Here is a 21969-nt window from a genome sequence, read left to right as displayed (position 1 = left end):
GAGGACGATGGTTGCGGTAAGAAGTGCACATCTTAATAAAGCTGGTGAGTTTGACCCTCAAAAATGGATCGCAAGTCTGGGGATTTCCAGCCAGCAGTCGTGTGAACGCTTAACCGAAACCTGGGCCTATTGTCTGCGCACTACGCAGGGGCATCCTGACGCTGAGCTGCTGCTGTGGCGCGGCATCGAGATGGTCGAAATTCTCTCCATGCTGAACATGGATATCGAAACGCTGCAGGCCGCGCTTCTGTTCCCGCTCGCCGATGCTGACGTGGTCAGCGAAGACGTGCTGCGTGACAGCGTCGGGACCTCCGTCGTCGCGCTGATCCACGGCGTGCGCGATATGGCGGCCATCCGCCAGCTTAAAGCTGCCCATACCGATTCCGTCTCCTCAGAACAGGTTGATAACGTCCGGCGAATGCTGTTGGCTATGGTGGATGACTTCCGCTGTGTGGTCATCAAGCTTGCCGAACGTATTGCGCACCTGCGCGAAGTGAAGGATGCGCCGGAAGACGAGCGCGTCCTTGCCGCCAAAGAGTGTACAAATATCTATGCGCCGCTGGCGAACCGCTTAGGTATCGGTCAGCTGAAATGGGAGCTGGAAGATTACTGCTTCCGCTATTTGCACCCGGCGGAATACAAGCGCATTGCCAAACTTCTGCATGAACGCCGTATCGATCGTGAACACTACATCGACGAGTTTGTCAGCGGGCTGCGTCAGTCAATGAAAGAAGAGAATGTGCGCGCCGAAGTCTACGGTCGACCTAAGCACATCTACAGTATCTGGCGCAAAATGCAGAAGAAACACCTCGCCTTTGACGAGCTGTTTGACGTGCGCGCCGTGCGTATTGTGGCGGAGCGTCTGCAGGACTGCTACGCCGCACTGGGGATTGTACATACTCACTTCCGCCACTTGCCGGACGAGTTCGACGACTATGTGGCGAACCCGAAACCAAACGGCTACCAGTCTATTCATACCGTGGTGCTTGGCCCTGGCGGCAAAACGGTTGAGATCCAGATCCGTACCAAACAGATGCACGAAGACGCCGAGCTGGGTGTGGCCGCGCACTGGAAATACAAAGAGGGTACCTCTGGCGGCGCGCGTTCAGGACATGAAGACCGTATCGCCTGGCTGCGTAAGCTGATTGCGTGGCAGGAAGAGATGGCTGATTCCGGCGAAATGCTCGACGAAGTGCGCAGCCAGGTCTTCGACGACCGGGTCTATGTCTTTACTCCGAAAGGGGACGTTGTTGACCTGCCCGCGGGCTCCACGCCGCTCGACTTCGCCTACCACATCCACAGTGATGTGGGGCACCGCTGCATCGGGGCGAAAATCGGTGGACGAATCGTGCCGTTCACCTATCAACTGCAGATGGGTGACCAGATTGAGATCATCACCCAGAAGCAGCCCAACCCGAGCCGTGACTGGCTGAACCCGAACCTGGGCTACGTCACCACCAGCCGCGGGCGCTCCAAGATCCACGCCTGGTTCCGCAAGCAGGATCGCGATAAAAACATCCTTGCCGGTCGCCAGATCCTGGATGACGAACTGGAGCATGTGGGGATCAGCCTGAAAGAGGCGGAGAAATTCCTGCTGCCACGCTACAACTTCAACGAGCTTGACGAACTGTTAGCGGCCATTGGCGGCGGAGATATCCGTCTGAATCAGATGGTGAACTTCCTGCAGGCGCAGTTCAACAAGCCAAGTGCGGCGGAGCAGGATGCGGCAGCGCTGAAGCAGCTGCAGCAGAAAACCCATGTGCCGCAGCAGCGCAGCAAAGATAACGGCCGCGTGGTCGTGGAAGGTGTGGGCAATCTGATGCACCACATTGCCCGCTGCTGCCAGCCGATCCCCGGTGACGATATCGTCGGCTTTATCACTCAGGGGCGGGGGATTTCGATCCACCGTTCAGACTGTGACCAGCTTGCAGAGCTGCAGTCACATGCGCCGGAGCGTATCGTAGAAGCGGTCTGGGGCGAAAGTTACTCCGCAGGTTACTCGCTGGTGGTGCGCGTCACCGCCAATGACCGCAGCGGTCTGCTGCGCGACATCACCACCATTCTTGCTAACGAGAAGGTCAACGTGCTGGGCGTAGCCAGCCGCAGCGATACCCGCGAGCAGCTTGCCACCATCGATATGACCATCGAAATCTACAACCTGCAGGTGCTGGGCCGCGTGCTCGGTAAACTGAACCAGGTGCCGGATGTGATAGACGCGCGACGTCTGCACGGCGGTTAAACACACTCTTCTGTAGGCCGGGTAAGGCTTCGTCGCCACCCGGCGTTTTTTTCATCAGGACAGAACTATGACTCAAATCGACCGCCTGCTCGGCATCATGAAACGCCTGCGCGACCCGGAAAACGGCTGCCCGTGGGACAAGGAGCAGACTTTCGCCACCATCGCCCCGTACACCCTCGAAGAAACCTATGAAGTGCTGGACGCCATTTCACGCGAGGATTTTGACGACCTGCGCGGCGAGCTGGGCGACCTGTTATTCCAGGTGGTATTTTATGCGCAGATGGCGCAGGAAGAAGGGCGCTTTAACTTTGACGACATCTGCGCTGCCATCAGCGACAAGCTTGAGCGCCGCCATCCGCATATTTTTGGCGATGCCACCGCAGGCAACAGCGCCGAAGTGCTGGCTCGCTGGGAGCAGATAAAAAGCGCCGAGCGGGCCGAAAAATCCCAGCACTCGGCGCTGGATGATATTCCGTTAAGTCTGCCCGCGCTGATGCGCGCGCATAAAATCCAGAAACGCTGCTCCGCCGTGGGTTTTGACTGGGACTCCCTGGGACCGGTGCTGGATAAAGTGCATGAAGAGATAGACGAAGTGATGCATGAAGCGCAGCAGGCGGTTGTGGATGAAGCAAAGCTGGAAGAGGAGATGGGCGACCTGCTTTTCGCGACCGTCAACCTTTCACGCCATTTAGGGGTAAAAGCGGAAACCGCCCTGCAAAAAGCCAACATTAAGTTCGAGCGACGTTTTCGCGAAGTTGAGCGGATTGTGGCTTCGCGTGGCCTGGAAATGACCGGAATTGACCTCGAGGCCATGGAAGAAGTCTGGCAGGAAGTAAAACGCCAGGAATCTGATCTCTAACGAGATTTTGCGATCAAGCGCAATTTGTGTGATTTTTTAAATGACAAGCGCTTGATTTGCGTCAAAAACATTTACCCAAAAGGGGCTATTTTCTCACTCCTTATGTTTGTCATGGCCTGGAATGGAGACGGAGAATGAAAGTTTGTGGCGCTCGCCGTGTTCGGGTATACTACTTTCCCGTCCTGGTTATTCCATCGTTTCACCCTAACTTCTCAGGTTCAGCATGACAACGAACTATATTTTTGTGACCGGCGGGGTCGTATCCTCTCTGGGTAAAGGCATTGCCGCAGCCTCCCTCGCAGCCATTCTTGAAGCCCGTGGCCTCAATGTGACCATGATGAAACTGGATCCGTACATCAACGTCGATCCGGGCACCATGAGCCCAATCCAACACGGGGAAGTGTTCGTTACTGAAGACGGCGCTGAAACCGATCTGGATCTTGGCCACTACGAGCGTTTCATCCGCACCAAAATGACCCGTCGTAACAACTTCACGACTGGCCGCATCTACTCTGACGTTCTGCGTAAAGAGCGCCGTGGTGACTATCTGGGGGCAACCGTTCAGGTTATCCCACACATCACTAACGCAATCAAAGAACGCATCGTTGCGGGTGGCGAAGGCCACGACGTGGTGCTGGTCGAAATCGGCGGAACCGTGGGGGATATCGAATCCCTGCCATTCCTGGAAGCGATTCGTCAGCTGGCTGTCGATATTGGTCGTGAGCACGCGCTGTTCATGCACCTGACCCTGGTGCCGTACATGGCCGCCGCAGGTGAAGTGAAAACCAAACCGACGCAGCACTCTGTGAAAGAGCTGCTCTCCATCGGTATTCAGCCAGATATCCTGGTTTGCCGCTCCGATCGCGCGGTTCCGGCGAACGAACGTGCGAAAATTGCATTGTTCTGTAACGTGCCTGAAAAAGCCGTTATTTCAATGAAAGACGTCGATTCCATTTATAAAATCCCGGGCCTGTTGAAATCACAGGGCCTGGACGATTATATTTGTAAACGATTCAGCTTGAACTGTCCGGAAGCTAACCTGTCTGAATGGGAACAGGTTATTTACGAAGAAGCCAATCCGGCTGGTGAAGTGACTATCGGTATGGTCGGCAAGTACATTGAACTGCCGGACGCCTATAAGTCAGTCATCGAAGCGCTGAAGCACGGCGGTCTGAAGAACCGCGTCTCCGTGAACATCAAGCTGATTGATTCGCAGGATGTTGAAACGCGTGGCGTCGAAATTCTGAAAGATCTGGATGCGATTCTCATCCCTGGCGGCTTCGGCTACCGTGGTGTAGAAGGCAAGATCGCCACTGCACGCTATGCGCGTGAAAACAATATTCCATACCTCGGCATCTGCCTGGGTATGCAGGTTGCGCTGATCGAATTTGCGCGCAACGTAGCGGGGATGGAAAACGCAAACTCTACGGAATTTGTGCCAGACTGTAAGTACCCTGTAGTGGCGCTTATCACTGAATGGCGCGACGAAGAAGGTAACGTCGAGGTCCGTACCGAGAAGAGCGATCTGGGTGGCACTATGCGTCTTGGCGCACAGGCCTGCCAGCTGTCCGACGATAGCGTGGTTCGCAAGCTGTATGGCGAATCAACCATCACCGAGCGCCATCGTCACCGCTATGAAGTCAACAACATGTTGTTGAAACCAATTGAAGCTGCGGGTCTGCGTGTTGCGGGCCGTTCCGGGGATGATCAGTTAGTCGAGATCATCGAGGTGCCTAACCATCCGTGGTTCGTTGCCTGCCAATTCCACCCGGAATTTACTTCTACGCCGCGTGATGGGCATCCGCTGTTTGCAGGCTTTGTGAAGGCCGCCAGCGACTACCAGAAGCGTCAGGCGAAGTAAAAAAGTTAGAACGGCAACGCGTACCTTTGGTACGCGTTGTTTGTCTGGAGTTTTAGTTTAACTTGTACTGAGGAAAATCTAATGTCCAAAATCGTTAAAGTCATCGGTCGTGAAATCATCGACTCCCGTGGTAACCCGACCGTTGAAGCCGAAGTTCACCTGGAAGGTGGTTTCGTTGGTATGGCTGCTGCTCCATCAGGTGCTTCTACTGGTTCCCGCGAAGCGCTGGAACTGCGCGATGGCGACAAATCCCGCTTCCTGGGCAAAGGCGTACTGAAAGCGGTTGGCGCTGTAAACGGTCCGATTGCACAGGCAATCCTTGGCAAAGACGCCAAAGACCAGGCTGGCATCGACAAGATCATGATCGATCTGGACGGTACTGAAAACAAATCTAACTTCGGTGCGAACGCAATCCTGGCGGTTTCCCTGGCTAACGCCAAAGCAGCAGCTGCAGCGAAAGGCCAGCCACTGTTCGAGCACATCGCTGAACTGAACGGCACCCCAGGCAAATACTCCATGCCTGTACCAATGATGAACATCATCAACGGTGGTGAGCACGCAGACAACAACGTTGATATTCAGGAATTCATGATTCAGCCAGTTGGCGCGAAATCCCTGAAAGAAGCAGTACGTATGGGTTCTGAAGTGTTCCACAACCTGGCTAAAGTTCTGAAAGCTAAAGGTATGAACACTGCTGTGGGTGACGAAGGTGGCTATGCGCCAAACCTGGGTTCTAACGCAGAAGCTCTGGCTGTAATCGCTGAAGCAGTTAAAGCAGCAGGCTACGAGCTGGGCAAAGACATCACCCTGGCGATGGACTGTGCAGCATCTGAATTCTACAAAGACGGTAAATACGTTCTGGCTGGCGAAGGCAACAAAGCATTCACCTCCGAAGAGTTCACTCACTTCCTGGAAGACCTGACCAAACAGTACCCAATCGTTTCTATCGAAGACGGTCTGGACGAGTCTGACTGGGCTGGCTTCGCATACCAGACCAAAGTGCTGGGCGACAAAATCCAGCTGGTTGGTGACGATCTGTTCGTAACCAACACCAAGATCCTGAAAGAAGGCATCGAGAAAGGCATCGTTAACTCCATCCTGATCAAATTCAACCAGATCGGTTCTCTGACCGAAACTCTGGCTGCGATCAAAATGGCGAAAGACGCTGGCTACACCGCTGTCATCTCTCACCGTTCTGGCGAAACTGAAGACGCGACCATTGCCGACCTGGCTGTGGGTACCGCTGCAGGCCAGATCAAAACCGGTTCTATGAGCCGTTCTGACCGTGTTGCTAAATACAACCAGCTGATTCGTATCGAAGAAGCGCTGGGCGAAAAAGCACCGTACAACGGCCGTAAAGAGATCAAAGGCCAGGCATAAGCCTGAACTTTCGTTCTTCTCAAAACCCGCTTCGGCGGGTTTTTTATTTTCTAAAGCAGAAGCGGCAGCGTGGCGCTTGCCGTTTGCTGGCTGACGTCGCCGTAATGGCTGTCCAGTGCAATCAGGGAAGTGGTAAGCAATTCAACCAGCAGCATAACGCCCACTTTGGCATTTAGTGCTCCGGCACTCAGCGGGCCTTCGGGCTTGGCCGCAACAAGCTGCAAATCGCTGAGGGAAGCCAGCGGGCTGCGGGGCGTATTGCTGAGTGCCAGAACCTTAACGCCGCGCTTGCGAGCAAGCTTCACCACGTGGAGAAGATCCCGCGTTGAACCCGAGCTGGAGATGGCAACGACCAGCGTTTCTTTCGAAAGCGTTGTCGCATTCATGGCTGCGCGGTGCATATCGCTAAACAGCTGCGCGGGTTTGCCCAGCCGCAACAGCTTGTAATGCAGATACTCCCCGAGGATCGCGCTGGCCGCGACGCCATAAATCTGCACGGAATGTGCCTGGTGTAGCGCCAGCGCCGCCTTTTCAAGCAGCACGCGGTCGAGGAGTCTGGCGGTATCCTGCAAAGCCTGCACCGACTCATCCACGACGTTATCAATCTCATCCCCCGCCTGACGCGCGGGCTGCCCCTGCTGAATATCCAGCGCAAGCGCCATTTTAAATTCGTTATAACCCTTGCAGCCCAGCGTCCGGCAAAGGCGCGTTACGCTGGCCTCGCTGGTGTGGCTCTCGCGCGCCAGTTCAGTGATCGTCAGGTAGAGCACCCGGGCAGGATCGCTTAGGACAAACTCGCCGAGTTTTTGTTGCGTTGGGCTGTACCCGGAAGCCTCCTGGCGGAGCTTCAGCAGCAGATTTTCATGGTCCGACATGCCACGTCCTTAATGTGTTTCGCTGCGACTAGTGTGGCGGAAAGGAGGGGAAAGATGCCAGTTATTTTGAAAAAGTATGATCGGCTTCCTGGTTTTTGGTGGTAATTTTCACTACATAATATTTATGTGGTAAAAATTTTCATCTATTAATGGGGATATGAAAAAATGATGCAAATGTTCAGTGGCGCTTCTTCGGGGGGATGGTTTGAAAAGGCGCAGCGCTTTGGTAAATCCTTTATGTTGCCCATCGCCGTGTTGCCCGCGGCGGGTCTGCTGCTGGGGATAGGCGGTGCGTTATCGAACCCCAACACGCTGGCGGCTTATCCGTTTTTAGATGTGGGCTGGCTTCAGGCCATTTTCACCATCATGAGCAGCGCCGGTTCAATTGTGTTTGCGAACCTCTCGGTGCTGTTTGCGGTTGGTGTTGCCGTCGGGTTGGCAAAAAGCGATAAGGGCACGGCTGGGCTGGCGGCGCTACTCGCGTTTCTGGTGATGAATGCCACCATCAACGCGCTGCTGATCCTCACCGGCAAACTGGCGCACGAGAACCCGGGCGCTGTGGGGCAGGGCATGACGCTTGGGATTCAGACGCTGGAAACCGGCGTGTTTGGCGGCGTGGTGATTGGTCTGGTGACCTGCGCGCTCCATCATCGGTTTAATAAAATTGCGCTTCCGCAGTTCCTCGGGTTCTTTGGCGGCTCGCGCTTTGTTCCCATAATCAGCTCCCTGGCGGCGATACTCGTCGGCGTGCTCATGACCGTGGTTTGGCCGCATTTCCAGAAACTGATTTTTGGTCTCGGCGGGCTGGTGGATGCCACCGGTTATCTGGGCACCCTGCTGTACGGCTTCATTTTACGCATGCTGGGCCCGTTTGGTTTGCACCACATCTTCTATCTGCCGTTCTGGACAACCGCGCTCGGCGGTAGTGAGATTGTCAACGGTCACCTGGTTGAGGGTACACAGCGGATCTTCTTCGCCCAGTTGGCCGATCCCACAACGCGTCAGTTTTACGAAGGCACATCACGCTTCATGTCCGGGCGCTTTATTACGATGATGTTTGGCCTGCTCGGCGCGTGTCTGGCGATGTACCACACGGCAAAACCGGAGAACAAAAAGCGTGTTGCCGGGCTGCTGCTCTCTGCGGCGTTAACCTCGTTCCTGACCGGGATTACCGAGCCTATCGAGTTCTCCTTCCTGTTTATTGCGCCGGTGCTTTACGTCATTCATGCGCTGTTTGACGGGCTGGCGTTTATGCTCGCACACATGCTGCATATCACCATCGGGCAAACCTTCTCCGGCGGTTTTATCGACTTCGTACTGTTCGGCATTTTGCAGGGGGAGGCCAAAACCAACTGGATGTTCGTCCCGCTGGTGGGCGTGCCGTGGTTCTTCCTCTACTACTTCACCTTCCGCTATCTGATTAATCGCTTTGATTTCGCTACGCCTGGTCGGGAAAAGGAGGCGATGGCCAATGAAGTGACCTTCTCGCAGAGCGAGCGCGCCGCGGCGGTGATCGCTGGATTAGGCGGAAAAGACAATCTGGAAGAGGTGGACTGCTGCGCCACGCGTCTTCGCGTCACGGTCAAGGACGGCAGCAAAGTGAATGAGTCGGCACTGAAAGCCACCGGGGCGCGCGGCGTTATCGTGCGCGGTAACGGCGTTCAGGTCATTTATGGCCCCCATGTCACGATTATCAAAAACGAAGTGGAAGAGATCTTATCGTAATGAAAACTGTACTGGATAACCTGAAGGGAAAACTGGTCGTCTCCTGTCAGGCGCTGGAGAATGAACCGCTGCACAGCCCGTTTATTATGTCGCGAATGGCTCTGGCGGCGGCGCAGGGCGGAGCCGCCGCCATTCGTGCCAACAGCGTGGTGGATATCGAGGCCATTAAGCAGCAGGTGTCTTTGCCTGTTATCGGCATCATCAAACGGGATTACCCGGAAAGCGAGGTGTTTATCACCGCCACGATGAAAGAGGTGGATGAGCTGATGACCGTCTCGCCGGAAATCATTGCGCTTGATGCGACGGCGCGGGAGCGTCCCGGTGGGGAATCACTGGAAACGCTGGTTACGTGCATCCGCTCGCGCTATCCCGCGGTACTGCTGATGGCGGATATCGCCTCCGTGGGCGAAGCCGTGACGGCGCAGGCGCTTGGCTTTGACTGCGTCGGCACCACGCTTTACGGCTACACGGCGGAAACGGCGGGCCATTCACTTCCGGAAAATGACTGTGCGTTCCTGAAAGCGGTGCTGGCGGCCGTGACGGTGCCCGTGGTTGCCGAAGGCAACGTGGATACGCCCGAGCGCGCGGCCAGATGTCTGGCGCTGGGCGCGCATACGGTTGTCGTCGGCGGCGCGATCACCCGACCGCAGCAAATTACGGAACGGTTTATGGCGGCGATTGGCGCGCAAAGCACCGATGGAGCATGACCATCCGGCGGGGATCTGCGATACTTATCGTTTATCCCCTTTACTGAGATGACTATGCAGTACCCGATTAACGAGATGTTCCAGACCCTGCAAGGCGAGGGTTACTTTACCGGCGTTCCCGCTATTTTCATTCGTTTACAGGGATGCCCGGTTGGCTGTGCCTGGTGTGATACCAAACATACGTGGGATAAGCTCGCAGATCGGGAAGTATCGCTGTTTAGCATACTGGCGAAAACCAAAGAGAGCGATAAGTGGGGCGCGGGCAGTTCAGAAGATCTGCTGGCCATTATTGGTCGTCAGGGCTGGACGGCGCGCCACGTGGTGATCACCGGTGGTGAACCCTGCATCCACGATCTGACGCCGCTGACCGAGCTGCTTGAGCAAAATGGCTATAGCTGCCAGATTGAAACCAGCGGTACTCATGAAGTTCGCTGCTCCCATTCAACCTGGGTAACGGTCTCGCCAAAAGTGAATATGCGCGGCGGGTATGACGTGCTGTCTCAGGCGCTGGAACGCGCGGATGAGATTAAGCACCCGGTAGGGCGCGTGCGTGATATCGAAGCGCTGGATGAACTGCTGGCAACGCTGACGGATGAAAAGCAGCGCGTCATTGCGCTACAGCCTATCAGCCAGAAAGACGATGCGACCCGCCTGTGCATTGAAACCTGTATCGCCCGCAACTGGCGCCTGTCGATGCAGACGCACAAATACCTGAACATTGCCTAGAAAAAAAGCCCGGTGACGCTAGCGCTTACCGGGCCTAGGGTTCGAGGCGTCTGTAGGCCGGGTAAGCGTCAGCGCCACCCGGCAGGCATCACTCCCCGCGATAGATGCAGCCCGCGGTGCAGGTCTCTTTGATCATCACCGCGCTCAGCAGCGGCACCAGCGGCTTCATTTGATCCCAAATCCATTTCGCCAGCACTTCGCTGGTCGGGTTTTCAAGGCCCGGGATCTCATTCAGGTAGTAGTGATCCAGACGGTCGTAGGTCGGCTTAAACGCCGCCTTCAGCTCGGCAAAATCCATGATCCAACCGGTATGCGGATCAACTTCACCGGTGATCTCAAGACGCACCATAAACGAATGCCCGTGCAGACGGCCACATTTATGCCCTTCAGGGACATGCGGAAGGTGGTGGGCGGCTTCGAAGGTGAAATCTTTAAACAGTGTGGTGGACATGATCGCTCTCAGTAATGCGGAAAAAACCGCCGCATAGTACCGGAAAGCACAATTTTTAGCATTAACTAAAACGGCTCAATAGGTGCTGAGCCGCGATATGCTCTTTTTTTGTTGATTTTATGGTTATATTTCAATATCTTAATTAATCACTTTTACTGTTAAGAACGATAAGTAAAACAGGTTAGTCCATTTGGTTATTTATTATTTCCATCCCTTCTTTAATTGTTATTATCCTCGCCGTTAACCTTATCTTCAGTTTGGATTTATTCGCTTAAAGTCCGCTTGGCTACTGGAACATAACGACGCATGACAACACAGGCCCCACCTTCAAATTTGCTTCCCCTGAACCCGGAACAACTGGCGCGCCTTCAGGCTGCCACTTCTGATTTTTCTCCCACTCAGCTTGCCTGGGTCTCCGGTTATTTCTGGGGAATGCTCAATCAGCAGCCTGGCGCTGTGGCGGGTGCACCGGCAACGGCCGTTGAAATTCCTGCCATTACGCTCATTTCTGCCTCGCAAACGGGTAATGCCCGTCGCGTGGCCGAAGCGCTGCGTGACGACCTCCTCGCTGCCAAACTGAACGTGAACCTGGTGAACGCCGGGGATTATAAATTTAAGCAAATCGCGTCAGAAAAACTGCTGGTGGTGGTGGCTTCTACGCAGGGTGAAGGTGAACCCGCGGAAGAAGCGGTGGCGCTGCATAAGTTCCTGTTCTCGAAAAAAGCGCCGAAGCTGGATGGCACGGCGTTTGCCGTCTTTGGCCTGGGCGATACCTCCTATGAATTCTTCTGCCAGTCCGGCAAAGACTTCGACAGCAGGCTGGCGGAGCTGGGCGCAGAGCGCCTGCTGGACCGCGTGGATGCGGATGTCGAGTACCAGACCGCCGCCGCCGAATGGCGTGCCCGCATTGTTGAGGTGCTGAAAGCGCGCGTGCCGAAAGAGACGTCGGCGCAGGCTGCCTTCACCGCGACGGGGGCTGTTAACGACATCCACACCAGCCCGTACACCAAAGAGGCACCGCTGACGGCGAGCCTGTCGGTAAACCAGAAAATCACCGGACGCGACTCGGAAAAAGACGTCCGCCATATTGAAATCGATCTCGGCGACTCTGGCCTGCGCTATCAGCCTGGCGATGCGCTGGGTATCTGGTATCAGAACGACCCGGCGCTGGTGAAAGAGCTGGTCGAGCTGCTGTGGCTGAAAGGCGACGAGCCTGTCACCGTTGACGGCAAAACCCAGCCGCTTTCAGACGCGCTGCAGTGGCATTTCGAGCTGACGGTGAACACCCCGAATATCGTCGAAAATTACGCCACCTTAACGCGCAGCGAATCCCTGCTGCCGCTGGTGGGCGACAAAGCGAAACTGCAGCATTACGCCGCGACGACGCCAATTGTTGATATGGTGCGCTTCTCTCCGGCTCAGTTGGATGCCGATGCGCTGATCGGTCTGCTGCGTCCGCTGACCCCGCGCCTGTACTCTATCGCCTCTTCCCAGGCGGAAGTGGAAAGCGAAGTTCACGTTACCGTCGGCGTGGTGCGCTACGACGTCGAAGGCCGCGCCCGCGCGGGTGGGGCATCAAGCTTCCTGGCGGACCGCGTGGAAGAAGAGGGCGAGGTGCGCGTCTTTATTGAGCACAACGACAACTTCCGCCTGCCGGCGAACCCGGAAACTCCGGTGATCATGATTGGCCCGGGCACCGGCATCGCGCCGTTCCGCGCCTTTATGCAGCAGCGCGCGGCAGACGACGCGCCGGGTAAAAACTGGCTGTTCTTTGGCAACCCGCACTTTACGGAAGATTTCCTCTACCAGGTTGAGTGGCAGCGCTATGTTAAAGAAGGCGTTTTGACCCGTATCGACCTGGCCTGGTCCCGCGACCAGAAAGAAAAAGTATACGTACAAGACAAACTGCGCGAACAGGGCGCAGAGCTGTGGCGCTGGATCAATGACGGTGCCCACATTTATGTCTGCGGCGACGCCAATCGCATGGCGAAGGACGTTGAGCAGGCACTGCTGGAAGTGATTGCCGAATTCGGCGGTATGGATGCCGAAACGGCGGATGAATTTTTAAGTGAGCTGCGCGTAGAGCGCCGTTATCAGCGAGATGTCTACTAATGAGCGAAAAACATCCCGGCCCACTGGTGGTCGAAGGCAAACTGACTGATGCCGAGCGCATGAAGGTAGAGAGCAACTACCTGCGCGGTACCATTGCCGAAGATTTGAATGACGGTCTGACCGGCGGTTTCAAAGGCGACAACTTCCTGCTGATCCGTTTCCACGGTATGTATCAGCAGGATGACCGCGATATCCGCGCCGAGCGTGCTGAACAGAAGCTGGAGCCGCGTCATGCGATGCTGCTGCGCTGCCGCCTGCCGGGTGGGGTGATCACCACCAAACAGTGGCAGGCCATCGACAAGTTTGCGGGTGAAAACACGATTTATGGCAGCATCCGCCTGACCAACCGTCAGACCTTCCAGTTCCACGGCATTCTGAAGAAGAACGTGAAGCCGGTGCACCAGATGCTGCACTCGGTTGGGCTGGACGCGCTGGCAACCGCCAACGACATGAACCGTAACGTGCTCTGCACCTCGAACCCGTATGAGTCCGAGCTGCACGCCGAAGCCTATGAGTGGGCGAAGAAGATCTCTGAGCACCTGCTGCCGCGCACCCGCGCCTATGCGGAGATTTGGCTCGATCAGGAAAAAGTAGCCACCACTGACGAAGAACCGATCCTCGGCCAGACCTATCTGCCGCGTAAGTTCAAAACCACAGTGGTGATCCCGCCGCAGAACGATATCGATCTGCACGCCAACGACATGAACTTCGTGGCGATTGCGGAAAATGGCAAGCTGGTGGGCTTTAACCTGCTGGTGGGCGGCGGTTTGTCCATCGAGCACGGTAACAAGAAAACCTATGCCCGCACGGCGAGCGAGTTCGGCTTCCTGCCGCTTGAGCATACGCTGGCGGTGGCGGAAGCGGTTGTGACGACTCAGCGCGACTGGGGCAACCGTACCGACCGTAAAAACGCGAAAACCAAATACACCCTGGAGCGCGTTGGCGTAGAGACGTTCAAAGAGGAAGTGGAGCGTCGCGCAGGCATCAAGTTTGAGCCGATCCGCCCTTACGAATTCACCGGTCGCGGCGATCGCATTGGCTGGGTTAAAGGTATCGACAATAAATGGCACCTGACGCTGTTTATTGAAAACGGTCGTATTCTGGATTATCCGGGCCGCCCGCTGAAAACCGGTCTGCTGGAAATTGCTAAGATCCATAAAGGCGAATTCCGTATTACCGCCAACCAGAATCTGATCGTTGCTGGCGTGCCGGAGAGCCAGAAGGCGAAGATCGAGAAGCTGGCGCGCGATCATGGGTTGATGAATGCGGTTAAACCGCAGCGTGAAAACTCCATGGCCTGCGTGTCGTTCCCGACCTGCCCGCTGGCGATGGCGGAAGCGGAACGTTTCCTGCCGTCATTTACTGACAAGATAGAAGCGATTCTGGAAAAACACGGTATTCCGGACGAGCATATTGTTATGCGCGTCACCGGCTGCCCGAACGGCTGCGGTCGTGCGATGCTTGCCGAGCTGGGGCTGGTCGGCAAAGCGCCGGGTCGCTACAACGTGCACCTTGGCGGCAATCGTATGGGGACGCGCATTCCGCGTATGTACCGTGAAAATATTACGGAACCGGAAATTCTCGATTCCATTGACGAGCTTGTCGGGCGCTGGGCGAAAGAGCGCGAAGCGGGTGAAGGCTTCGGCGACTTTACGGTGCGTGCGGGCATCATTCGCCCGGTGCTCGATCCCGCAAGGGATTTCTGGGAGTAACCCATCCTTTGCCCGGTGGCGCTTTGCTTACCGGGCCTACGGGTTTTGTAGGCCGGGCAAACGCAGTGCCGCCCGGCAAAACAGGCAAACGAGGTTCTTATGTCCGTACTCGATCTAAACGCCCTTAATGACCTGCCAAAAGTCGAACGCATTCTGGCGCTGGCAGAAACCAATGCCCACCTTGAAAAGCTGGACGCCGAAGGGCGTGTGGCGTGGGCGCTGGAAAACCTGCCGGGAGACTATGTGCTGTCGTCGAGCTTTGGTATTCAGGCGGCGGTCAGCCTGCATCTGGTGAATCAGATCAGCCCGGACATTCCGGTGATCCTCACCGATACCGGCTACCTGTTTCCGGAAACCTACCAGTTTATCGACGAGCTTACGGACAAGCTCAAGCTGAACCTGAAAGTCTACCGCGCGAAGGAAAGTGCGGCCTGGCAGGAAGCGCGCTACGGCAAGCTCTGGGAGCAGGGCGTTGAGGGCATTGAGAAATACAATGAGATCAACAAAGTCGAGCCGATGAACCGCGCGCTGAAAGATCTGAAGGCTCAGACCTGGTTTGCGGGTCTGCGCCGCGAGCAGTCAGGAAGCCGCGCTACGCTACCGGTGCTGGCGGTTCAACGCGGCGTGTTCAAAGTGCTGCCTATCATTGACTGGGATAACCGCACCGTGTACCAGTACCTGCAAAAGCACGGGCTGAAGTACCATCCGCTGTGGGACCAGGGCTATCTGTCAGTGGGGGATACACACACCACGCGCAAATGGGAACCGGGAATGGCGGAGGAAGAGACACGATTCTTTGGGCTGAAGCGCGAGTGCGGGCTGCACGAAGGGTGATAACCTTTTTGCCCGGTGGCGCTGCGCTTACCGGGCCTACAAAGGCTTAATTCTCCCTCTCCCCGTGGGAGAGGGTTGGGGTGAGGGCATCAGGACGCACTATGCTTAACGACCTCAGACTTTCCCCGCTTTCGCCAGTTCCTTCACCAGCGGCAGCATCACCTTCACCACATCACGGCTGCGGTGTTCAATTCGCTGAGGCAGCGCGCTGTCAATGTGCTGCTGATTGTCCAGCATCACGTTATGCCAGCTTGTCCCCTCCGGGAACGCTTTCGTTTTCGCCCGCTGCTGATACCCATCTTTCTTGCCAAGACCCCAGTTCGTCGCCTCAACGTACAAAACCGGAATTCCCGCTTTATCAAATACTTCGCCGTCGTTACAACAGCCCGTTCCTTTCGGATAATCCGGGTTGCCGCCGGGATTGGTGGTGGCATACACACCGTGGCTACGGGCAATGGCTAATGCCCGGTCGCGCGTTAATTTACGCACGCTGCTGGGGGTGCTCTGTCCACTATTAAAATAGAGCTTATCGCCGACGATCAAATTATCGAGATTGATCACCAGCAGCGTATTTTTTTTCTCCTCATTGCTCATGCGTTTCAGGAGATTCTCAGCGCCAAGCTTTCCTTCTTCTTCTCCGCTGGTGGCAATAAAGCGGATCCCGTATTTCGTTGGGATATTTTTCATTCGCTCGGCCAGTTCAAGCATAACGCCCAGACCCGCCGCGTTGTCGTCCAATCCCTGCAACGTCAAACCGCCGAGGTTATTGTCGGTGTCGGCGTCGCTCATCGGGGCGAAGGTATCGAGATGCGCCATGATAATGATCTGCTCAGCCGCTTTCCCTTCGTGTGCGGCAATGACCGTACTGCCCGTCACGTTGTGCCAGTTTTTTGTTTTATTACGTGAGGTATAGATGTAGCGGCTGTGAAACGAGCGGATATCGCTCTGGTAGCCCATATCGGCAAACTGCTGGCGAATATAGTCTGCGGAGAGCATCTCGGCCGGTGTACCGGTCATGCGTCCAGGGAAGACCGTGGCAATATGCCGCGCCTGCATATTGGCGATTTCACCATAAGGTTGGTTTTTTGCCTGAACCGGAAGGATGAAGCAAACGCCGAGCGCCAGGGCAGCAATACGGTGGCGCGTTGCGGAAAACATAGTGAGTCCTTAAAAACAGAGCAAATTTTTAACCCGCTTAGTATGAAACTGTGATCGTGCATACACAATTTGAATTGCTCTTAAATGCCCGAAATTTCGCGTGTTAAGCACTTTTTGATATTAGCTTTTTCACGGCGTTATTCCATTGAGTAACTACTCATTCCAATTCGTAATTTCATTCGGTCTAAGCCGCCCCCTATAGTCCCACTATTCCTGTTGTTAGTGAGTTGTTGCCTGTGGACTATCTGCCCTTATTTGCCGCGATAAAAGAGAAGCCAGTGCTGGTTGTGGGTACGGGTGAAATTGCCGATCGCAAAATCGCGTTCCTGCAACGGGCAGGCGCGCAGGTACGGGTAGTCGAAGAGGCGGATTTCGAGGAGTCGCAAATCGACAGCGTGGTGCTGGTGATTGCGGCAACCGAAAATCGTGAACTCAACCGCCGAATTTCTGACGCGGCGCAAGCCCGTTACCGCCTGGTGAACGTGGTGGACGACCAGCCTTTGTGCTCGTTTATCTTCCCGTCGATTGTTGACCGCTCGCCGCTGCTGGTGGCGATCTCCTCCGGCGGTACCGCACCGGTGCTGGCGCGCGTACTGCGGGAAAAAATCGAAGCGCTGCTGCCGACCAGCCTCGGGCGCATGGCGGAAAAAGCCAGCTACTGGCGCAATCACCTCAAAACCCGCCTGACCAGCGTGACGGAACGCCGTCGCTTCTGGGAACGCGTGTTTCGCGGCCGCTTTGCCAGCCTGATGCAGGCCGGTAATGAGACGGCGGCGCAGAAAATCCTCGAGGACGAACTGGATAACCCCGGCAGTACGAGCGGGGAGATCATTCTGGTGGGAGCCGGGCCGGGTGATGCCGGGCTCCTGACGCTGCGCGGCCTGCAGGTGCTGCAGGACGCGGACGTCGTGTTTTACGACCATCTGGTTACCGACGGCGTGCGTGAGCTGATCCGTCGCGACGCGGAGCAAATCTGCGTCGGCAAACGGGCTGGCGAGCATTCGGTGCCGCAGCACGACACCAATCAGATGCTGGTTGACGCCGCCAAAGCGGGTAAAACCGTGGTGCGCCTGAAAGGGGGCGATCCGTTTATTTTCGGTCGCGGCGGCGAAGAGCTGCAGGCGGCAGCCGAAGCGGGCATACCGTTCCAGGTGGTGCCCGGCATCACGGCGGCCTCTGCGGTGACGGCCTACGCCGGTATCCCGTTAACCCACCGCGATTACGCCCAGAGCGTGACCTTTGTGACCGGACACTACAAGGCCGACAGTACGCCGTTTGACTGGTCGCATCTTGCCCAGAGCCGACAAACGCTGGCGATCTACATGGGCACGATGAAGGCGGCAGAAATCAGCGAACAACTCATTCAGCACGGTCGCGAGGCGACGACGCCCGTTGCCGTTATTTCTCGAGGCACGCGCGTCGATCAGCACGTTGCGACGGGCACGCTGGAACACCTTGCAACCCTGGCGAAAGACGCCCCGATGCCCGCCCTGATCGTGGTGGGGGAAGTGGTGCAGCTGCACAGCACGCTCGCCTGGTTTCAGAACACAACCGATACAGAAGGCTTTGGTTCTTCTGTCGTAAATTTGGCTTAAGGAACGGTTATGGACCAAAAACGTCTTACACACCTGCGGCAGCTTGAAGCGGAGAGTATCCATATTATCCGCGAAGTGGCCGCCGAGTTTTCTAACCCGGTGATGATGTACTCCATCGGTAAAGATTCCAGCGTCATGCTGCATCTGGCGCGTAAAGCGTTTTATCCGGGTACGCTGCCGTTCCCGCTGCTGCACGTGGATACCGGCTGGAAATTCCGCGAAATGTACGAGTTCCGCGACCGTACCGCGAAGGCCTACGGCTGCGAGCTGCTGGTGCATAAAAACCCGGAAGGGGTGGCGATGGGCATTAACCCGTTCGTGCACGGTAGCGCCAAACATACTGACATCATGAAAACCGAAGGGCTGAAGCAGGCGCTGAATAAATACGGTTTTGACGCGGCCTTCGGCGGCGCGCGCCGTGACGAGGAGAAATCCCGCGCCAAAGAGCGTATCTACTCCTTCCGCGACCGCTTCCACCGCTGGGACCCAAAAAACCAGCGCCCTGAGCTGTGGCACAACTACAACGGTCAGATCAACAAAGGCGAAAGCATTCGCGTCTTCCCGCTCTCTAACTGGACCGAGCTGGATATCTGGCAGTACATCTACCTGGAAAACATCGAAATCGTTCCGCTGTATCTGGCCGCTGAGCGCCCGGTGCTGGAGCGCGACGGCATGCTGATGATGATCGACGACGATCGCATCGACCTGCAGCCGGGTGAGGTAATCAAACAACAGATGGTGCGTTTCCGTACCCTCGGCTGCTGGCCGCTGACCGGCGCGGTGGAATCCAACGCGCAGACGCTGCCGGAGATCATCGAAGAGATGCTGGTCTCCACCACCAGCGAGCGACAGGGGCGCGTGATTGACCGCGACCAGGCAGGCTCCATGGAGCTGAAGAAACGTCAGGGTTATTTCTAAGGAGCCGCCATGAATACCACTATTGCTCAACAAATTGCTAACGAAGGCGGCGTGGAAGCGTATCTGCACGCGCAACAACATAAAAGCCTGCTGCGTTTTCTGACCTGCGGCAGCGTGGATGATGGGAAAAGTACCCTGATTGGCCGCCTGCTGCACGATACGCGCCAGATCTACGAAGATCAGCTCTCTTCCCTGCATAACGACAGCAAGCGTCACGGCACCCAGGGCGAAAAACTCGACCTGGCCCTGCTGGTGGACGGCCTGCAGGCGGAGCGCGAGCAGGGCATTACCATCGATGTGGCCTACCGTTACTTCTCTACCGAGAAGCGCAAATTTATTATTGCAGACACCCCGGGGCACGAGCAGTACACCCGTAACATGGCGACCGGGGCGTCTACCTGCGACCTGGCGATCCTGCTGATGGACGCGCGTAAAGGCGTGCTGGATCAGACCCGTCGTCACAGCTTTATCTCGACGCTGCTGGGGATCAAACACCTGGTGGTGGCGGTCAACAAGATGGATCTGGTGAACTTCAGCGAAGAGAAGTTCGAGGAGATCCGCCAGAGCTACCTGACCTTTGCCGAACAGCTGCCGGGCAACCTGGATATTCGTTTTGTGCCGCTTTCGGCGCTGGAAGGGGATAACGTCGCCTCCCAGAGCGCGAACATGCCTTGGTATAGCGGTCCTACGCTGCTGGAAGTGCTGGAAACCGTTGAAATTCAGCGCGTGGTCGACACCCAGCCGATGCGCTTCCCGGTACAGTACGTGAACCGTCCTAACCTCGATTTCCGCGGCTTCTCCGGCACCCTCGCGTCAGGCTTCGTGAAGGTCGGCCAGCGCGTTAAGGTGCTGCCATCCGGCGTGGAATCCACCATCGCCCGCATCGTCACCTTCGACGGTGACCTGCAGGAAGCGGGCGCCGGTGAAGCCGTAACGCTGGTGCTGAAAGACGAAATTGATATCAGCCGGGGTGACCTGCTGGTGGATGCCCACGAAACGCTGGCGGCAGTGCAGGGCGCGTCCGTAGATGTCGTGTGGATGGCCGAACAGCCGCTGACCGCTGGCCAGAGCTACGACATCAAAATTGCCGGAAAGAAAACCCGCGCCCGCGTGGACGGTATTCAGTTCCAGGTGGATATCAACAACCTGACCCAGCGTGACGTCACCGAGCTGCCGCTGAACGGCATCGGTCTGGTCGATCTGACCTTCGACGAACCGCTGGTGCTGGATCCGTATCAGCAGAACCCGGTCACGGGAGGGCTTATCTTTATCGACAGGCTGACCAACGTTACCGTCGGGGCCGGTATGGTGCGCGAGCCTAAAGAGCACGCTGCCGTGGCGTCTGAATTCAGCGCCTTCGAGCTGGAACTGAACGCGCTGGTGCGCAAGCACTTCCCGCACTGGGGCGCACGCGATCTGCTGGGAGGCAAGTAATGGCTGCCCATGATGAGAACGTCGTCTGGCATCCTCATCCGGTCACCGTCGCCCAGCGCGAACAGCTCCACGGCCACCGTGGGGTTGTGCTGTGGTTTACCGGGCTGTCCGGCTCGGGTAAATCGACAGTGGCGGGCGCGCTGGAAGAGGCGTTACATCAGCAGGGCGTAAGCACGTACCTGCTGGATGGTGACAATGTGCGTCACGGCCTGTGCAGCGATTTGGGGTTTAGCGACGATGACCGCAAAGAGAACATCCGCCGGGTGGGCGAAGTCGCCAGCCTGATGGCTGACGCCGGGCTGGTGGTGCTGACCGCGTTTATTTCGCCTCACCGTGCCGAGCGTCAGACGGTGCGCGAACGCGTGGGTCAGGATCGCTTTATCGAGGTTTTTGTCGATACGCCGCTGGAGATTTGCGAAGCGCGCGATCCGAAAGGGCTGTACAAGAAAGCGCGTGCCGGAGAACTGCGTAACTTCACCGGAATTGACGCGGTCTACGAAGCGCCTGAATCCCCTGATATTCACCTGGAAGGTCAACAATTGGTAACAAATTTAGTAAGCCAATTATTAGACCTCCTCAGACGGGACGATATTATCAGATCCTGAGACGGTATCGTTCGGGAGCTGTCTTCCCGAACGATGAGTCACGGTCACAGGATCAGCTATGCGCAACAGTGAAAACTACATTATCACCACCGGGTCGGAGCCGTTAACGACCTACGACGAGACGACCTGGTCCTTCCCCGGGGCCATTGTCGGCTTTATCTCGTGGTTACTGGCGCTGGGCATCCCGTTTCTCATTTACGGCGGTAACACGCTGTTCTTCTTCCTCTATACCTGGCCTTTCTTCCTGGCGCTGATGCCCGTGGCGGTCGTGGTGGGTATTGCGCTGCATTCCCTCTTCAATGGCCGACTTCTGTATAGTACGGTTATCACGATTGTGACCGTTGTGGTGATGTTTGGCCTGCTGTTTTTATGGCTGATGGGCTAACTTGCGACATAATTAAAACCCCGGAGTAGAGTCGAACGGAAAGTTATGGGATGATGATGCCGTTTTTTCAGGGGGCAGGATGGGTAAACTAACGCTGCTGTTGCTGGCTTTGCTGGTCTGGCTGCAATATTCGCTGTGGTTCGGTAAGAACGGACTGCACGACTATAGCCGGGTAAGCGATGACGTCGCGGCTCAGCAGGCAACTAACGCCAAACTCAAGGCGCGAAACGATCAACTCTTTGCTGAAATTGATGACCTCAATGGCGGCCAAGAAGCGATTGAGGAACGCGCACGCAATGAACTCAGTATGACTAAGCCGGGCGAAACGTTTTATCGTCTGGTTCCGGATGCGTCTAAACGCAATCAGGGCTCAGCACAAAACAATCGATAATC

The 21969-nt window shown here is 56.3% G+C and carries 19 protein-coding genes; 16 read left to right on the top strand and 3 right to left on the bottom strand.

Annotated elements, in window-relative coordinates; translation table 11 throughout:
* The first annotated feature begins 7 nt into the window (after positions 1–7).
* The 4 genes from relA (at position 8) to eno (ending at position 6339) form a co-directional block, all read left to right on the top strand.
* Positions 8–2239 (top strand): GTP diphosphokinase, encoded by a 2232-nt coding sequence (gene relA / locus N2K86_RS17335; protein WP_126544893.1) that lies wholly within the window; start codon positions 8–10, stop codon positions 2237–2239.
* A gap of 67 nt (positions 2240–2306) precedes the next feature.
* Complete coding sequence (gene mazG / locus N2K86_RS17330; protein ID WP_260659425.1) at positions 2307–3098, top strand: nucleoside triphosphate pyrophosphohydrolase; 792 nt, start codon at positions 2307–2309, stop codon at positions 3096–3098.
* 223 nt (positions 3099–3321) lie between these two features.
* Entirely contained in the window at positions 3322–4959 is a 1638-nt protein-coding gene (gene pyrG / locus N2K86_RS17325) for a glutamine hydrolyzing CTP synthase (protein ID WP_260659424.1), read from the top strand.
* Positions 4960–5040: 81 nt separating this feature from the next.
* Positions 5041–6339, top strand: coding sequence for a phosphopyruvate hydratase (eno, locus tag N2K86_RS17320; RefSeq protein ID WP_237844744.1), 1299 nt, complete (start codon positions 5041–5043; stop codon positions 6337–6339).
* A gap of 50 nt (positions 6340–6389) precedes the next feature.
* Here eno and N2K86_RS17315 read toward each other — a convergent pair whose 3' ends face one another.
* The gene (locus tag N2K86_RS17315; protein ID WP_260659423.1) at positions 6390–7214 is read right to left on the bottom strand and encodes a MurR/RpiR family transcriptional regulator; all 825 of its coding nucleotides are present in this window, start codon (positions 7212–7214) and stop codon (positions 6390–6392) included.
* Positions 7215–7379: 165 nt separating this feature from the next.
* On the opposite strand from N2K86_RS17315, the gene N2K86_RS17310 reads away from it, so the two are divergent.
* Genes N2K86_RS17310 through queE form a run of 3 tightly spaced genes read left to right on the top strand, consistent with a single transcriptional unit; the run spans position 7380 to position 10372 of the window.
* Positions 7380–8939: a maltose/glucose-specific PTS transporter subunit IIC gene (locus N2K86_RS17310; RefSeq protein ID WP_260659422.1), complete on the top strand. Its 1560-nt coding sequence runs from the start codon at positions 7380–7382 to the stop codon at positions 8937–8939.
* A complete protein-coding gene (locus tag N2K86_RS17305; protein ID WP_260659421.1) occupies positions 8939–9646 on the top strand; it encodes an N-acetylmannosamine-6-phosphate 2-epimerase in 708 nt (235 codons plus the stop codon). The genes N2K86_RS17310 and N2K86_RS17305 overlap by 1 nt, the downstream gene beginning before the upstream one ends.
* Positions 9647–9700: 54 nt before the next feature.
* A complete protein-coding gene (queE, locus tag N2K86_RS17300) occupies positions 9701–10372 on the top strand; it encodes a 7-carboxy-7-deazaguanine synthase QueE (protein WP_260659420.1) in 672 nt (223 codons plus the stop codon).
* A gap of 88 nt (positions 10373–10460) precedes the next feature.
* On the opposite strand, the gene queD is transcribed toward queE, so the two are convergent.
* Positions 10461–10823 carry a 6-carboxytetrahydropterin synthase QueD gene (gene queD, locus N2K86_RS17295; RefSeq protein ID WP_111965448.1) on the bottom strand — a complete coding sequence of 121 codons (363 nt, stop codon included), beginning with the start codon at positions 10821–10823 and terminating at the stop codon, positions 10461–10463.
* 306 nt (positions 10824–11129) lie between these two features.
* Here queD and cysJ point away from each other — a divergent pair, with 306 nt between their 5' ends.
* From cysJ to cysH, 3 genes are all read left to right on the top strand, one after another.
* Positions 11130–12935, top strand: a complete 1806-nt coding sequence (cysJ, locus tag N2K86_RS17290; RefSeq protein WP_260659419.1) for an NADPH-dependent assimilatory sulfite reductase flavoprotein subunit — start codon at positions 11130–11132, stop codon at positions 12933–12935.
* Positions 12935–14647 carry an assimilatory sulfite reductase (NADPH) hemoprotein subunit gene (gene cysI, locus N2K86_RS17285; protein ID WP_260659418.1) on the top strand — a complete coding sequence of 571 codons (1713 nt, stop codon included), beginning with the start codon at positions 12935–12937 and terminating at the stop codon, positions 14645–14647. The genes cysJ and cysI overlap by 1 nt, the downstream gene beginning before the upstream one ends.
* A 99-nt stretch (positions 14648–14746) precedes the next feature.
* Positions 14747–15481, top strand: a complete 735-nt coding sequence (gene cysH, locus N2K86_RS17280; protein ID WP_260659417.1) for a phosphoadenosine phosphosulfate reductase — start codon at positions 14747–14749, stop codon at positions 15479–15481.
* 114 nt (positions 15482–15595) lie between these two features.
* Here the strand turns inward: cysH and N2K86_RS17275 are convergent, their stop codons facing one another.
* Positions 15596–16639 carry an aminopeptidase gene (locus N2K86_RS17275; protein WP_260659416.1) on the bottom strand — a complete coding sequence of 348 codons (1044 nt, stop codon included), beginning with the start codon at positions 16637–16639 and terminating at the stop codon, positions 15596–15598.
* Between the two features lie 236 nt (positions 16640–16875).
* On the opposite strand from N2K86_RS17275, the gene cysG reads away from it, so the two are divergent.
* The 6 genes from cysG (at position 16876) to ftsB (ending at position 21967) form a co-directional block, all read left to right on the top strand.
* Positions 16876–18234: a siroheme synthase CysG gene (cysG, locus tag N2K86_RS17270; RefSeq protein WP_407065244.1), complete on the top strand. Its 1359-nt coding sequence runs from the start codon at positions 16876–16878 to the stop codon at positions 18232–18234.
* Between the two features lie 9 nt (positions 18235–18243).
* Positions 18244–19152 (top strand): sulfate adenylyltransferase subunit CysD, encoded by a 909-nt coding sequence (gene cysD, locus N2K86_RS17265; protein WP_045888083.1) that lies wholly within the window; start codon positions 18244–18246, stop codon positions 19150–19152.
* Positions 19153–19161: 9 nt separating this feature from the next.
* Positions 19162–20586, top strand: coding sequence for a sulfate adenylyltransferase subunit CysN (gene cysN / locus N2K86_RS17260; RefSeq protein ID WP_260659415.1), 1425 nt, complete (start codon positions 19162–19164; stop codon positions 20584–20586).
* Positions 20586–21191 carry an adenylyl-sulfate kinase gene (cysC, locus tag N2K86_RS17255; protein ID WP_260659414.1) on the top strand — a complete coding sequence of 202 codons (606 nt, stop codon included), beginning with the start codon at positions 20586–20588 and terminating at the stop codon, positions 21189–21191. Before cysN ends, cysC begins: the two co-directional genes overlap by 1 nt.
* A gap of 58 nt (positions 21192–21249) precedes the next feature.
* Positions 21250–21576: a DUF3561 family protein gene (locus N2K86_RS17250; protein WP_260659413.1), complete on the top strand. Its 327-nt coding sequence runs from the start codon at positions 21250–21252 to the stop codon at positions 21574–21576.
* Positions 21577–21655: 79 nt separating this feature from the next.
* The gene (gene ftsB, locus N2K86_RS17245) at positions 21656–21967 is read left to right on the top strand and encodes a cell division protein FtsB (protein WP_003862095.1); all 312 of its coding nucleotides are present in this window, start codon (positions 21656–21658) and stop codon (positions 21965–21967) included.
* Positions 21968–21969 lie beyond the last annotated feature (2 nt).

The organism is Enterobacter mori, assembly GCF_025244905.1.
Classification (GTDB): Bacteria; Pseudomonadota; Gammaproteobacteria; order Enterobacterales; family Enterobacteriaceae; genus Enterobacter; species Enterobacter mori_A.
The sequence above is the reverse complement of the archived record's forward strand: the minus strand, read 5'-3'. Positions and strand labels throughout refer to the sequence as shown.

What these genes read in the sequence shown, in the direction of transcription:
- N2K86_RS17310 (WP_260659422.1), top strand. Translation starts at nt 7,380, where the DNA reads ATGATGCAAATGTTCAGTGGCGCTTCTTCGGGGGGATGGTTTGAAAAG.
- relA (WP_126544893.1), top strand. Translation starts at nt 8, where the DNA reads ATGGTTGCGGTAAGAAGTGCACATCTTAATAAAGCTGGTGAGTTTGAC.
- queD (WP_111965448.1), bottom strand. Translation starts at nt 10,823, where the DNA reads ATGTCCACCACACTGTTTAAAGATTTCACCTTCGAAGCCGCCCACCAC.
- cysH (WP_260659417.1), top strand. Translation starts at nt 14,747, where the DNA reads ATGTCCGTACTCGATCTAAACGCCCTTAATGACCTGCCAAAAGTCGAA.
- pyrG (WP_260659424.1), top strand. Translation starts at nt 3,322, where the DNA reads ATGACAACGAACTATATTTTTGTGACCGGCGGGGTCGTATCCTCTCTG.
- N2K86_RS17305 (WP_260659421.1), top strand. Translation starts at nt 8,939, where the DNA reads ATGAAAACTGTACTGGATAACCTGAAGGGAAAACTGGTCGTCTCCTGT.
- queE (WP_260659420.1), top strand. Translation starts at nt 9,701, where the DNA reads ATGCAGTACCCGATTAACGAGATGTTCCAGACCCTGCAAGGCGAGGGT.
- cysN (WP_260659415.1), top strand. Translation starts at nt 19,162, where the DNA reads ATGAATACCACTATTGCTCAACAAATTGCTAACGAAGGCGGCGTGGAA.
- cysI (WP_260659418.1), top strand. Translation starts at nt 12,935, where the DNA reads ATGAGCGAAAAACATCCCGGCCCACTGGTGGTCGAAGGCAAACTGACT.
- eno (WP_237844744.1), top strand. Translation starts at nt 5,041, where the DNA reads ATGTCCAAAATCGTTAAAGTCATCGGTCGTGAAATCATCGACTCCCGT.
- N2K86_RS17315 (WP_260659423.1), bottom strand. Translation starts at nt 7,214, where the DNA reads ATGTCGGACCATGAAAATCTGCTGCTGAAGCTCCGCCAGGAGGCTTCC.
- cysC (WP_260659414.1), top strand. Translation starts at nt 20,586, where the DNA reads ATGGCTGCCCATGATGAGAACGTCGTCTGGCATCCTCATCCGGTCACC.
- cysD (WP_045888083.1), top strand. Translation starts at nt 18,244, where the DNA reads ATGGACCAAAAACGTCTTACACACCTGCGGCAGCTTGAAGCGGAGAGT.
- mazG (WP_260659425.1), top strand. Translation starts at nt 2,307, where the DNA reads ATGACTCAAATCGACCGCCTGCTCGGCATCATGAAACGCCTGCGCGAC.
- cysJ (WP_260659419.1), top strand. Translation starts at nt 11,130, where the DNA reads ATGACAACACAGGCCCCACCTTCAAATTTGCTTCCCCTGAACCCGGAA.
- N2K86_RS17250 (WP_260659413.1), top strand. Translation starts at nt 21,250, where the DNA reads ATGCGCAACAGTGAAAACTACATTATCACCACCGGGTCGGAGCCGTTA.
- N2K86_RS17275 (WP_260659416.1), bottom strand. Translation starts at nt 16,639, where the DNA reads ATGTTTTCCGCAACGCGCCACCGTATTGCTGCCCTGGCGCTCGGCGTT.
- ftsB (WP_003862095.1), top strand. Translation starts at nt 21,656, where the DNA reads ATGGGTAAACTAACGCTGCTGTTGCTGGCTTTGCTGGTCTGGCTGCAA.